Here is a 13,059-nt window from a genome sequence, read left to right on the forward strand (position 1 = left end):
TAGGAGCCTTTGCCTTTTTCGTTGGCCGGGTCGTAGACCTTGGTCAGGTCACCCCCGAGGCGGAAGGTCTTGAACGGCTGCATCTCGTGCTTCTTCTCAAGCACATCCGGCGAGCAGGTGTAGAGCGTGCAGAACGGTTCGAGCCAGGCGAATTTCGAGTCGACCTTGAGGTCGGACATGTCCTGTTCCTTGCCGTTCTTCTTCTCGAATTCTTCCGGGTCTTTGACACCGGCGAGTACTCGATCACCCAGGCGTTTCAATGCGCCATTGTTTTCCTGACGCAAATCCACACCGTTGACCTGGGCGAAACTGGCGATCATCGCCAGCGGCGGCAGGGCGTAGTTGTGATAGGCGAGGGCGCGTTGCTGGCGCTTGAGTTCGTTGGGCAAGAAGCCTTGGGCGTCGACCTGATTGGCGCCGACCTTGTATTCCTTCACGGCCCAGTCGAACAGGTCGCGGCGGTTAGTGGCGACGGACGTTGCCATCACCGACCAGGCGGCCCAGTACGAATGGTTGTTGGTTTTATCCAGCGGCAGGTTGTCCCAATCGCTGACCACCTGATCGGCCATTTTGCTGAACCAGGCTTCAATCAACTGCGACTCTTGCTGATGGTTGGCCAACGGATGCGAGTCGGAGAACTTCAGGCGGATATACGAAGACGCCATGCTGCCCAATGCCCATTTGCGCATCGATTTTCCGGTGTGGTTGAAGTCCTTGGACATCAGCGCATCGGCCTTGGCCCAGGCGGTCAACCAGTTCAGCGTGCATTCAAGCTGTTCCGGGCGACCGTCACGCATGAACTGCATCACGCGTTTGCTGGTGCCGCGCTCGATCTTGGTGATGTCGGCGGTGGTGTCGCGGAAGGCTTTTTCCGATGCCTCGTTCAGGGTCGAACGGGCCTTGTCGGACCCTTCGTATTTACTGCGAAATTGCAGCGCGCCGGTGTACGGCGTCGGCATCGCGTCACAGCCTTCTTTGCTGTCGCCGGTTTTGACTTTTTCAATCGGCGCGAAGTAACCCTGTGGCGGACGCAGCGGCGCGGCGGCCTGGGTGGCGCCGGCGAACATGGCCAGCGTCAGCAGGGAGGGCGCGAGTAACTTTTTCAAAGTTCGGGTTTGCATGATTGCCTCATTGCCCGACCGAAGCAGTACGCTGCTCGGCGCTCGGGAACACGTTGCGTTTGCAGATTTTCGCTTCGACTTTTTGCGGCGCGGCACCTGCTTCAGGGCCCTGGACTTCGACGGCCAGCAGATTCTGCGAGGCCCAGTCTTCGTCCGTGCGCAACTCAAAGGCGAAACGCCCGTCAGTGTCGGAGGTTTCCGGTTTTTCGATCTTGATGTCCTCGTGGCGACCGTTCATGTACCAGAGGGTGGCTTGCAGGGTTTTCACCGACGGATCGGCGAAACGGATGTCGACCTGGTGACTGCTGTTTTGCAGGTTCAGGTTCTTGCTGTTGACCATCAATTCGTTCTTGCCCGGTTTCAAAGTTGCACTGCCGGTCATCTGTGCATCCTTGCCTTCGCAACCGTTGTCCAGCAGCGCCATCATCTGGCGGTAGATGGTTTCCTGGTCAAGGCGATAGAGCGGCGAGAATTCCCAGATCAGAATCTTCGGCGGCTTGGTCTGGAACTCTTCGCTGCCCAGGTACTGCAGCATCGAACCTTCCAGGCCACCGCCGGGGAACGCCACGTTAAGGATGTCGGCGCCGATGGCCTCTTCGAGGAAACCGGCGAAGTTGTAGTTCTTGCCACTGTGGCTGGTGCCGACCAGGGTGATCTCGGGATTGCCGGAGTCACTGAACAGGTCGCCATCCGCCGCTTCGCCTTTTGGCTCGGTGGTGAACTGATCCATGTACTGGATCGCGTAGCTGGTGCCACAGAGTTGACCGGCCATGTTGTGTAACGTTCCGGTCTTGCCCATGCGACCCGACTTATGGCTCTCGAATTCGCGCTTCGGAATGCCGGCAAACTCAGGCAGTTGCTTGATTTTCTCGCCGACGATTTTCGCAGTGCGCTGGGCGCCATACGGCGTCCAGTGCTGGTCGCCGCGGAAGTAGAAGTCGTGGGCGGGCAGGGTGTCGGGCAGCGATTCGTTGGTCAGCGGCGACAGGTCCGGCACGACATAACCCATCTGCTCGAAACGGCCGAGCATGGTCTTGTAGTTCCTCAAGGCCTTGTCGAAATCGAATTTGGCCTTGTCTTCCGGATTGAGCTTGTTGCGGTTCACCAGGCCACGAGTGGGTTGATAAACAACAACGAGCTCCACGCCTTTGCTCTTGAACGCATCGTGCAGTTCTTTCATACGTTTGTAGCCGGCGGGCGTGGTGTCGAATTCGGTGCGCAAGTCTTCCTGCGTACGGAACAGCCAGTCGCCCTGAGCCTGCACCAGCGTGGTGAAGTTCTGCTGATAACGCGTGGTGTAGTTCTTCGCGTCGTGGGCGGCCGGACACAGGCTGCAGCACGGCTCGGCGTTGAATGCCGGTGGACTTACTTTAGCGGCAGCTTCGTCGGCACGGGCGCCGGCGCTGGCCGCGAGAATGCCGACGGTCAACGCCGACAGGCTGAGTAATTTGATCAAGTGTGGGTGCATAAAATTATCCTCAGTCCCGCATTTCGGTCTGGCGTTCGACAGGGTCGATCAGCACGGCTTTCTGCTGGCGCACCAGCAGGTCGAGAATTTCATCCTGACGCTCGCCGAGAATCCCGCTGAAGCTGATGCCGCTGGATTTGGTCGGGGCGAGCATGGACACGCGATACAGCTCGACGCTCAGCGGCGAGTCGATAGACAGCGGTCCGCTGCCGTTACCGGCCAGTTCGCCGCCAACGATGATCAGCGACACCTGGGCATCGAACGGATCGAGCTTGATGTCACGGTCGGTGTCGCTCAGGTCCTTGATGTGGCCGTAGACGCCGGTCAGTCCGTTGGCCATGGCCAGGTTTTCATAGAGGCGGATGTTCACGCTGTTACGAATACGAATGCCGTGACGCTTGTTGCTGATGACCTTGTTGGCCCACAGCAGGTTGTCGCCACTCTCGTAAAGGGTGATGCCGTCGGTGTGGTTTTTGTAGATCTCGTTGTAGGCGATGATGTTGTTGACGCTGTTACGGTCGATCACCAGGCCCGACAACTTGTTGTCGTAGCTGCGGTTGTTGAAGATGAAGCTGTCGTTGACCTCACGGGAAATGATGATCCCGTGCTTCTTCTTGGTCCCGTAGACGGTGTTGTCAGCGATGATCAGACCGTGCGAGCGGTCATGCGGGTCGATGCCGTAGACGATGTTGTCTTTGTAGGTGTTGCCCTTGACCACAAAGTCGCGGGTTTCGTAGCAGTAGAAGCCGTACCACATGTCCGAGAATTCGGAATCGATGATCCAGCCGCTCGGCTCAGGGCGCTTGAGCACCTTGGCCATGTTCGGCGTGTACTGGGAAATACTCACGCCATAGGACTTACTGTTGGCGTAGCCGAAACTGGCCATCTTGCTGTTGGCGATGTAGGTCTGGGTACCGCCCCAGGCGAGCAGGAACGGACGGAATTCCTTCGGCGACTTGAACGTCGCCGGGCCGTTGTCTTTCTCGCGCCAGCCGGTGATTTTGGTATCGCGCACAAACAGCTGGCCGTCGTTGACCAGGAACGAACCGGCCTCCTGGGACAGGCGCAATTCCTGGGTCTGTTTGTCGATTTCGAGGATGCCTTTTTCACCGACCACGATCGGCAACTTCGCCAGGAACACGCCCGGCGAGGTTTCGCTGAAGTACTGCTTGGGCAGTTTCTTCGCCAGGTCCTTGAGGTTCATGTAGCCGTCGTCGATGAAAATCGCCTGCGGGATGCCGTGCTGACGCACCACCCATTCGGCCATTTTGTTATCGCCGCCGATGAAGTCCTTCAGGGCGTTTTCCTGCATCATCCGGCGCACGCTGATCTTGCCGGCCTTGGTGCGCACGATTTTCGCGGCGATGGCGTCGCTGGTGTAACCGGAGGTGTCCGGCAGTTTTGGTTTTGCCAGTTCCAGCGGTGCGGTGGGCGCGCTGCTGACGGTGTAGGTCTTGGCCTGCTGCAATTCCTTGGCCGTGGTGGTCGGCTTGACCGGCTCCACATTGGCGAAGCACGCCGAACTGGCCAGCAGCATCGCGCCGGCCAGCAAGGTCAATGAGCCTCTCTTCGGACTGTTCATGTCAGGAACTCCCTTAGCGGTTCGCATCAGAAGCGCCAGATCACGTCGACAAACGCGCGGTGCATGTACGAGTCGACTTCTTTGCCGTAGGCATCGCCCGGCTTGAACACACCGCCACGCAAACGCACGAGGGCCGACGGCTCATCGATCGACTGGCTCAACGCGGCAGGCAACAGGCCCTGCTTGAAGTACTTGGTGACGACGAGGTCCATTTCCTGGCCTAGGTCGTTGCTACCCTCTTTGAGCGGTAACGAGGTGCTCGCGCCACTGCCATCGATATCGTTATCGACGGCGTTGATGCCATTGCTGCCGACGGGCTTGCTGCTGTCGACGCGCCAGAACTTGTGGTAGATCACACTGGCGTCGTATTCGTCGTTGAGCATCCACGAGCCGAACAACGTGGCGGTCTGCATGTTGTTCATTTCGCCACGGAAGGCTTCGCCGAAACGGTGAACCCGCGAACGCGTACCGGTGTAGTTCGAACGGTTGCTTTCCAGGCCGTTCTGTTCGTAATCGGCACTGGCGCGGGCATAGGCTGCACCGACTTGCCATTGCGGATCGAGGCGCAGGCGCACACCGACGTCGGTGGCCCAGCCATTGAGGTCTTCACCGCGCTTGGCTTCGGTCGGGCGGGAGCCGTTGGCGTTGAGCTGATTCACTGTGTCGGTGTCGCCGCTCATGCCGGTGACGCTGCCCCAGTAATTGACGGTGTTGGTGTTGCGATAGTTGTAGGCGTCGCTGTCAGCGGTGAGGCCGAGCCAGCTGATGTCGCCGTTCTGTTTTTTGTCCAGCGAGTCGCCGGCCACACCGGGTTCCGGGTAGTCGAGCTTGCCGTCATCGTGGGTGTGATGACCGCGGATCCCGACCCAGTTGCCCGGCGTCCATTGATACGCCGCATCGGCGTAGAGGTGCAGGCGGTCCTTGTCTTTGGGGGCCAGTTCTTTCAGGTCGGTGCGGTATTCGCTGAAGCGTTCGGCGACACCGACGTTGGCGCGCAACAGGGTGGTGTCGAAGGTCCAGTTCAGGGCTTCGATGTTGGTGTCGCGCCATTGGCCGTCGTCGTTGCGCAGGCGTTGGCGACCGAGCTTCAGTTGTTCGCCCGGATACGGCGTGAGGCCGCTGTAGCCGACCCAGAATTCACGCATGGCCAGGTAGTTTTTCTTGGTCTTGCGATCACCGTTGTCGGTGGTCTGGGTGCCGTCGCTGTCGGACTGCTGCAAGGTGTCGGTTTCGATGATGTCGGTGGACGTCACGGCCTGACCCATGGCGTAGGCGCTCCACGCGCCGCTTTCGCCATAGACCCATGGACGCAGGTCGAGACCGACACCGCTGACGTCGCCGCCACTGGCGGTGCCGAGGTCACGGTCGTCTTCGGACTGGCCGGTGACTTTTACATCGAGACCGTAGTTCTTGGTTTCGGTCAGGGCCGCCAGGGTTGGGCACGACCACAAGAGGGCGAATGACAGGCCAATACCAGCCTTAACAAATGGATTCAACTTCATAGGGATTCCTCGCCGTCTTCTTCTTCCAGGGCATGCAGTTCCAGCGTGTTCGGACTCAAGGCGCCACGAACGGCCTGTTCTTGTTTCAACAGGCGTTGGGCCTCGGCGAGCTGGGCAGGCGGCAGTTGGGCTTCAAGTGTTTGCGCAAGCTCGGTGGCTTGCGGGGTGTTCTGCGCCTTGGCCAATTGGCTGAAGACGTAAGCGTTAAGCGGGTTGGGCCGGGTGCCCTTGCCTTGGGAAAACAGCTGGGCGATGGCGAAGTCGGCGCTGTTCTGGCCGTTGCGCGCAGCGGTCAGCAGGTGATCCAGTGCCTTCTGCGAATAGACCTTGCCCAGGTAACCGCGGCGGTAAATCTGGCCGAGGTAGTAATCGGCGGCGACTTCTTTGCCGACGGCTTTCTGGAAATGTTCTTCGGCGACTTTCGCGTCGGCCGGCACCCATTTGCCTTCGTAGTAGAGCTTGCCGAGCAACAGTTCGGCGCGCGGCTGGTCAGCGGCACGGCCGTTGTCCAGGTACTTCATCATCGTGTCGACATCGCCGAGTTCCGGGAAGTCGTAGAGCAATTGCGCCAGGCTGACCCACGAAGCAGGGTAGCCGGGAGCGATGTCTTCGAGCAGCGACTGAGCGGTTTTCTCGTCGGTCTTGCCCAGGCTCGCATCGCCCAATACACGAGCGACACTATCAACGCGCTGAGCGGAAACGGTGCCGCGGGTATGCGCCGCTTGCATCTGTTTGATCAGCTCGGCCTGCTGTTCCGGTTTGCCTTGTTTCTGGTAAACCGTGGCCAGTTCGACGTAGCAGATGTCGGTGGTGTTCAACGCGGCTTTGCAGATGGTGACGACCTCGTCGAGGTGCTGGTCGTAGGTGCCCTGGGTGCGATAGAGCAGCACTTGGGCCAGGCGCGCTTCCGGTTTGCCTTCGGCACGCCATTGGCTGATCTGCTTTTGCGCGTTGACGTTCGGAAAACTGTGGGGGTATTGCAGGTACAGCATCGCCAGCGGGATCAGCGTGTTGCCTTCGCCATTGGCCGAGGCTTTTTTCAACAGGCCTTCGGCTTCGTGCTGTTCGGCTTCGGTGGAGCCGGGCTTGGCCACCAGCAGACGACCCAGGCGAGCCTGAGCGCGCGGTGAAACGTCGGCCGCGGCGCGGTAAGTCGCCTCGGCCTGCTTGACCTGCGCCGGGTCGCGGCTGTCGACCTGGATATCGGCGAGGCCCACTTGAGCCTCGCTGTAGCCCAGGTCGGCCAGTTGCTTGTAATTCTGCTGAGCCAGCGCGGTGTCGCCGCGCTTGAGGGCTTCATTGGCCAGGCGCTGGTCGGGCAGGCCGGCGCAACCGCTGAGGCTGATGGCCAACGCCAATGCGCAGAACGCATAACCCTTGTGGGAGTAGGCTTGCTCGCGAAACACGCGCTGCGGTGCATCAGACAAACCGAGTTGACCCTTTCGCGAGCAAGCTCGCTCCCACAGGGATTGCGGTGTATTCAGGATGTTTATGATGTTCACAGGCATGTCCTCGATTTAAAGACCGGAAGCCATGGCTTTATCGATCAGCCAGTTCAGGTTCGGGCCACGGTCGCTGTTCACTTCAACCGGGCGGCCGGCGAATTTGCTGTCCAGCGGTTCGTCAGGCTGGATCAACACGCGGATGTCGGACGACAGGTCGGCGCTTTTCAGGCTGGTGCTGCTGACGATCTTGCCGGTGCGGGTTTTGTCTTCGCCGGCAATCTGGAAGCTGACGTTGGTGCCTGGGCGCACGTCGCCGAACTGGCGATAGGAGAAGCGCGCTTCGACGTTGGCTTCGCTGTTGCGTGGCACCAGTTGGAAGATCACGTCGCCCTTGCTGGCGTACTGACCGTTGGCGACCAGTTGCTGGGCCACGGTGCAATCGCATGGCGAGGTCAGGGTGCCGGTCATTTGCTTGCCGAACAGTTCTTCAACCTTGGCCGGTTGCAGTTGATTGTCGTCAAGATGACCCTTGAGTACGTCGAGCATGCTGGTGCTGAACGTGGCGAGCGGAGCGCCTTTGGCGGCAACGCCGTCAGCCTTGATCAGGCTCTGCACGGTGCCGTCACGCGGCATGGTGATGTTCATGCCCGGCACGCTGACCAGACCGGCCTGCGCATGGCTGACGAAGTACATGCCATACACCGATTTGAAAATGAAACCGAACGCTGCCAGGCCGACGATGAAAATCGCCAGGCTGAAGGTCACTGCACGCAGACGACCGAACGCGGTCATGCCGTGGCCGCCATCCTTGATCTTGCGCGCCTTGGTGAAGTTGTCGCGCTGCAGGGTTGCCAGCACTTCACCCATGCTGACGATGTCGCCGGCCAGGTGAGAGGTGATCAGGTGGCGCAGGGTCGAGATGTCTTGCGGTTCCAGGTTCTGGAACTGGCAGCCGACGCGACCGGTCGGGCGGTCGAAGGAGCGCACTTGCAGCTCTACGTCCATGGCCAGGCCGAGGTTATCGATGACGAACTGCAGGCGAGCCTTGTACACGTCGCCGATCTTCAATGGCAGCTGACCGGCGTTGAAAGCCAGGCCGCCAGCGGAGAGATCGATCACTCGAGCTTCCACCGGGGTCCGGTCCGGACCGAAGAAGCGCAGCTTGGCCGGAATTTTCACTCGGGCGTGTTGGCGCTGGGCTTCTGACTCATGCACTACGTTGGCGTTGACGGCGGTATTCATAGGGGCGATTTCCTGGTTAATTCAAAAAGGGGCGGTCAGACCATCATCAGCAGCACGGCGACAAAAATGCTGCCTGCGGAGAAGGTCATGGTCCGAGACGACCAAGTGTTGAACCAACGTTGAAAGCTGGCGAGATCACGGGTCAGGGAAGTGGGCTGGCGAGTCCAGGACTGTTGGTCGAGGCGGAAGAACACGTAGATCTTCACCAGTGCACCGACGATCTGGTTGTAATAGAGAATCGCCGGGTAGGCCGGTCCGATCCGGTGCCCGGACAAGGACAGCAGCACGGTCAGGATCAGGCGGGTGATGCCGATCCACAGCAGGTACACCAGGATGAACGCAGTGCCGTACTTGAAGGACGCGATGATCGCGACCGTCAGGCCCAGCAGCGATGTCCACATCGACACGCGCTGATCGAACAGCACCACCGAGGTGAACAGGCCGAGGCGTTTAACACCCAGGCCCAACGCACGAGCGTTCTGGCGCAGGTTGTTGCCGTACCAGCGGAACATCAGCTTGCGGCTGGCCTTGATGAAGCTTTTTTCCGGCGGGTGTTCCACGGTGTGGATCGCGGCGTCCGGCACGTAGAACGTGTCGTAGCCCAGACGCATCAGGCTGAACCAGCTCGACTTGTCGTCACCGGTCAGGAACTTGAAGCGACCCAGGCGCCAGTGTTGCAGCGAGTCGCTTTCCACGTCGGCGATGAAGTCCGGGTTGGTGACCACGGTGGCGCGGAACACCGACATCCGGCCAGTCATGGTCAGCACGCGCTTGGACAAAGCCATCGAGCACATGTTGATGTGACGCTGGGCGAAGCGCAGTTTGTGCCACTCGCTCATGATGTAGCCGCCGCGCACTTCGCAGAACTCGTTGGTGGTCAGGCCGCCGACGTTGCCGAACAGCTGGAACCACGGCACGGTCTTGAGCACGACGCCTTCGGCGAGCACGGTGTCGCCATCGATCACGGCGACCACTGCACGGTCGTCCGGCAGGTGGCGGGAAATGGCGCGGAATCCGTAGGCCAGGCCATCACGCTTGCCGGTACCGGGAATGCGCACGAAGTCGAGCTTGACCCGCGCGGGCGGATTCATCTTGGCCCAGAGGCTTTTCACCAGCTTCTCATCGGACATTTCCACGATCGAGCAGACCATGGTGGTCGGCAGGCCGCAGTCGATCGCTTCGCGAATCACCGAGGCATAGACCTGGGCAGTGGTCAGCGCGTCGATACGAAAACTGGTGACCATCAAAAACACATGGGACGGGTCTGCCGCTTTACCCAGCTTGCGCACTTTGCGCCGCAGGTGCGGGTAGACCACGTACAGAAACAGCATGCCGCGCAGGAAGTGCGTGGCACCCATCGAATAGCGCCAGATCCCGATGAAGCCGATCAGGAAGATGAAGTCCTTCGACTCGGAATCGAACGTACTCGCAGGCAACGCCATGGCGATGCCCATCAGAATACTTAAGTAAAACAGCCAACCGGCGGCCTGAAGTAGGCCGTGCTTTAGCCTGTGCATAATCTGCATCCGTCTCTATCTCGGGCGAGCCTGTGGGGTGGCCCGATGGGGTTAAGGCAGGCGTAAATGCCGAAGGTTGTGGCGCCCCGGAGGGCGCCTTCGCCAGCAAGCCGGCTCCTACAGGTTTGCGGTGATTTTGTAGGAGCCGGCTTGCTGGCGATCAGCGCGAAGCGCTTACAACCTGCCGGTTACCAGCAGATGCCTTCAGTCCGGTCACTCACGCTGGTGGCTTGAGACATGAAGCCGACCAGGTCGATCACTTGCTTGCCATGCGGGGCGTTCTGCGCCAGGGCGCGGAATTTCTCGTCACGGTTGCCGAGGATGATCACGTCGGAGTTGTTGATCACTTCGTCGAAGTCGGAGTTGAGCAAGGACGAGACGTGAGGGATCTTCGACTCGATGTAGTCCTTGTTCGCACCGTGAACGCGGGCGTATTCGACGTTGGCGTCGTAGATGCTCAGGTCATAACCCTTGCCGATCAGCATTTCGGCCAGATCCACCAGCGGGCTTTCGCGCAGGTCGTCGGTGCCTGCCTTGAAGCTCAGGCCCAGCAAGGCGACTTTGCGTTTGTCGTGGCTGGAAACGATGTCGAAGGCGTTCTGTACCTGGGATTCGTTGCTGCGCATCAGCGAGTTCAGCAGCGGCGATTCCACGTCCAGAGCACCGGCGCGGTAGGTCAGGGCGCGCACGTCTTTCGGCAGGCAGGAGCCGCCGAATGCGAAGCCTGGACGCATGTAGTACTGGGACAGGTTCAGCGTTTTGTCCTGGCAGACCACTTCCATCACTTCGCGGCCGTCGACGCCGCACGCCTTGGCGATGTTGCCGATTTCGTTGGCGAAGGTCACCTTGGTGGCGTGCCACACGTTGCAGGTGTACTTGATCATCTCGGCAACGGCGATGTCCTTGCGGATGATCGGCGCGTCGAGCTCTTCGTACAGCGATTGCAGAACGTCGCCGGACGCCTTGTCGAACTCGCCGATGACGGTCATCGGTGGCAGGTCGTAGTCGGCGATCGCGGTGCTTTCACGCAGGAACTCAGGGTTCACCGCCACACCGAAATCAACGCCGGCTTTCTTGCCGGAGCAATCTTCGAGAATCGGGATGACAACGTTTGCGACCGTGCCCGGAAGAACGGTGCTGCGAACCACGATGGTGTGGCGGGTGGTCTTGTCACGCAGGACAAAACCGATCTCGCGGCATACCGCTTCGATGTAGTTCAGTTCCAGATCGCCGTTCTTCTTGCTCGGCGTGCCGACGCAGATCATCGACAGGTCGGTGTCGCGAATCGCCTCGGCGAAGTCGGTCGTACCGCGCAGACGGCCGGTTTCGATTCCCTTGGCCAACAGTTCGCCCAGACCCGGTTCAACGATCGGCGATTTGCCGGCATTGATCATATCGATCTTGTCTTTGGCGACATCGACGCCAACGACGTCATGGCCCCGTGCAGACAGGCAACCGGCACATACTGCACCGACGTAACCCAAACCAAATATGCTGATGCGCATCGCATTTACCTCTCTATTTTCAAGCCGGTATTTACCAGGCCATTAAATGGCCGGTGTTAATCGTGTTCAGCGGTCATAGTGCACTCGGAAGTTCGGGCGACAGGCGCCGCAATGCCGGGTGCAGGCATATAAGTTCCGAGTGTCTAAATAAGTGCACTCAAGATGTGCGTAACCAGGCCTTATTATTATGAATTGCCCTGTTATGCAGCCGAGTCCTCTGGTTCAGAGGTCCTTCGTGCTAAGGTCTTGCGCGCTCGATTCCAGGCCAGAAGCCCGTAAATCAAGCGGTTCAGGTGCTCGAGTGAGCACGTTTATAGGGGCGCAGCCTTGGCCGTATAGGGGATAGTAGTCATGCGTTATCTCCTGTCCTTCATGTGTTGCCCAAATCAGGGATTATTTAGCCGAAGTTATTGTGACAACTTCGCTACGTGATCTCTTCTCTGCGTAAGTTATCTCGTACATGTTCAGAGATAATCGGTACCGGTTGTAGGAGCTACGCATTTGGACATAGTTCCAGTCCGCCCATCGCGAATTCTGAAATTTTTTGAAATGTTGAGAAAGATGGCACTACTTTCAAACTGATGGCACTTGCTGTTTCACCCTTGTTACACGGGGCGATTAGCCGGATAGATAGTTTTGTGCCACTACCGGTAAATATTTTTAGTGCCACTACTGAAAAAAATGAATGATGTCGAGTGAAACTAAAGTTAGGAAAGTAACTGTTGAATTTTTGACGCCAAGAGCTTGGCGATTCGGGCGGTAAATTGTTCGACGATCAGACGTTGGTGCACGAGCAGATACCGGCTGTCGTGCACCGACCCGGTGCGTCACTCGGGAGCGTGATCGCGAAGAAACACCAGGTTTTCCGGGTTGGATTGCTCGGCGCTGTATCGATAGCCCTGGACGTCGAATTGCTTGAGGACGGCCGGGTCGTTGATGCGTTCTTCAATGACGAAACGGCTCATCATGCCCCGCGCTTTTTTCGCGTAGAAGCTGATGATTTTGTACTGGCCGTTTTTCAGGTCCTTGAACTCGGTATTGATGATGCGAGCCTTCAAGGCCGTGCGTTTGACCGCCGAGAAATACTCGTTGGACGCCAGGTTCAGCAGCACGTCATCACCCTGGTCGGCCAGGGCTTCGTTCAACCATTCGCTGATTCGCGTACCCCAGAAGGCATACAGGTCCTTGCCGCGGGCGTTGGGCAATTTGGTGCCCATTTCGAGGCGATATGGCTGCATCAGGTCCAGTGGGCGCAACAGGCCATAAAGGCCGGACAGCATGCGCAGATGCCGCTGGGCGTAATCGAAATCGGCTTCGCTGAAGGTCTGAGCGTTCAACCCGGTGTAAACGTCGCCCTTGAACGCCAGCAGTGCCTGTTTGGCGTTTTCCGGTGTGAACGCCGGGGTCCAGCTGCCGAAACGCGCGGCGTTGAGCCCGCCGATCTTGTCGGAGACGTGCATCAGCTCGCTGATCTGCGCTGGCGTCAGGTCGCGCAACTGCAGGATCAGTTCCTGGGAATGGTCGAGGTATTGCGGTTGGGTGAAGCGCTGGGTCGCCGGCGGTGTTTCGTAATCGAGGGTCTTGGCGGGGGAAATCACCATCAGCATGAAGTCGTCTCCTTTAATCGTGGGGGCGATTCTAGGGGGTTGGCTTCAATGACTCCAGCTATCAAGTCCA

9 protein-coding genes are annotated in these 13,059 nt (G+C 59.1%); all 9 read right to left on the reverse strand.

Annotated elements, in window-relative coordinates; all coding sequences use genetic code 11:
- A partial coding sequence (locus tag PMI01S_RS14605; RefSeq protein WP_084320708.1) for a mannuronate-specific alginate lyase occupies positions 1–1,121 on the reverse strand: 1,121 nt, incomplete at its 3' end.
- 7 nt (positions 1,122–1,128) lie between these two features.
- On the reverse strand, positions 1,129–2,589 hold the full coding sequence (locus PMI01S_RS14610) for an alginate O-acetyltransferase (protein WP_084320709.1): 1,461 nt from the start codon (positions 2,587–2,589) through the stop codon (positions 1,129–1,131).
- 10 nt (positions 2,590–2,599) lie between these two features.
- Positions 2,600–4,171 (reverse strand): mannuronan 5-epimerase AlgG, encoded by a 1,572-nt coding sequence (gene algG, locus PMI01S_RS14615; RefSeq protein WP_084320710.1) that lies wholly within the window; start codon positions 4,169–4,171, stop codon positions 2,600–2,602.
- Between the two features lie 26 nt (positions 4,172–4,197).
- Entirely contained in the window at positions 4,198–5,673 is a 1,476-nt protein-coding gene (locus PMI01S_RS14620) for an alginate export family protein (RefSeq protein WP_084320711.1), read from the reverse strand.
- Positions 5,670–7,175, reverse strand: coding sequence for an alginate biosynthesis TPR repeat lipoprotein AlgK (gene algK, locus PMI01S_RS14625; protein ID WP_084320805.1), 1,506 nt, complete (start codon positions 7,173–7,175; stop codon positions 5,670–5,672). Before algK ends, PMI01S_RS14620 begins: the two co-directional genes overlap by 4 nt.
- Before the next feature lie 15 nt (positions 7,176–7,190).
- Positions 7,191–8,360: an alginate biosynthesis protein Alg44 gene (locus tag PMI01S_RS14630; protein WP_084320712.1), complete on the reverse strand. Its 1,170-nt coding sequence runs from the start codon at positions 8,358–8,360 to the stop codon at positions 7,191–7,193.
- Positions 8,361–8,395: 35 nt separating this feature from the next.
- Positions 8,396–9,877, reverse strand: a complete 1,482-nt coding sequence (alg8, locus tag PMI01S_RS14635) for a mannuronan synthase (RefSeq protein WP_371850922.1) — start codon at positions 9,875–9,877, stop codon at positions 8,396–8,398.
- A 188-nt stretch (positions 9,878–10,065) separates the two neighbouring features.
- Positions 10,066–11,382 (reverse strand): nucleotide sugar dehydrogenase, encoded by a 1,317-nt coding sequence (locus tag PMI01S_RS14640; RefSeq protein WP_084320714.1) that lies wholly within the window; start codon positions 11,380–11,382, stop codon positions 10,066–10,068.
- Positions 11,383–12,209: 827 nt separating this feature from the next.
- Positions 12,210–12,989 (reverse strand): peroxide stress protein YaaA, encoded by a 780-nt coding sequence (gene yaaA, locus PMI01S_RS14645; protein WP_084320715.1) that lies wholly within the window; start codon positions 12,987–12,989, stop codon positions 12,210–12,212.
- Positions 12,990–13,059: the final 70 nt, after the last annotated feature.

This window comes from Pseudomonas migulae NBRC 103157 (assembly GCF_002091715.1).
Taxonomy (GTDB): Bacteria; Pseudomonadota; Gammaproteobacteria; order Pseudomonadales; family Pseudomonadaceae; genus Aquipseudomonas; species Aquipseudomonas migulae_A.

Bases quoted from the DNA above. Each gene is read 5' to 3' on its own strand.
- PMI01S_RS14620 (WP_084320711.1), bottom strand. From the start codon at position 5,673: ATGAAGTTGAATCCATTTGTTAAGGCTGGTATTGGCCTGTCATTCGCC.
- PMI01S_RS14640 (WP_084320714.1), bottom strand. From the start codon at position 11,382: ATGCGCATCAGCATATTTGGTTTGGGTTACGTCGGTGCAGTATGTGCC.
- algG (WP_084320710.1), bottom strand. From the start codon at position 4,171: ATGAACAGTCCGAAGAGAGGCTCATTGACCTTGCTGGCCGGCGCGATG.
- yaaA (WP_084320715.1), bottom strand. From the start codon at position 12,989: ATGCTGATGGTGATTTCCCCCGCCAAGACCCTCGATTACGAAACACCG.
- PMI01S_RS14610 (WP_084320709.1), bottom strand. From the start codon at position 2,589: ATGCACCCACACTTGATCAAATTACTCAGCCTGTCGGCGTTGACCGTC.
- alg8 (WP_371850922.1), bottom strand. From the start codon at position 9,877: ATGCACAGGCTAAAGCACGGCCTACTTCAGGCCGCCGGTTGGCTGTTT.
- PMI01S_RS14630 (WP_084320712.1), bottom strand. From the start codon at position 8,360: ATGAATACCGCCGTCAACGCCAACGTAGTGCATGAGTCAGAAGCCCAG.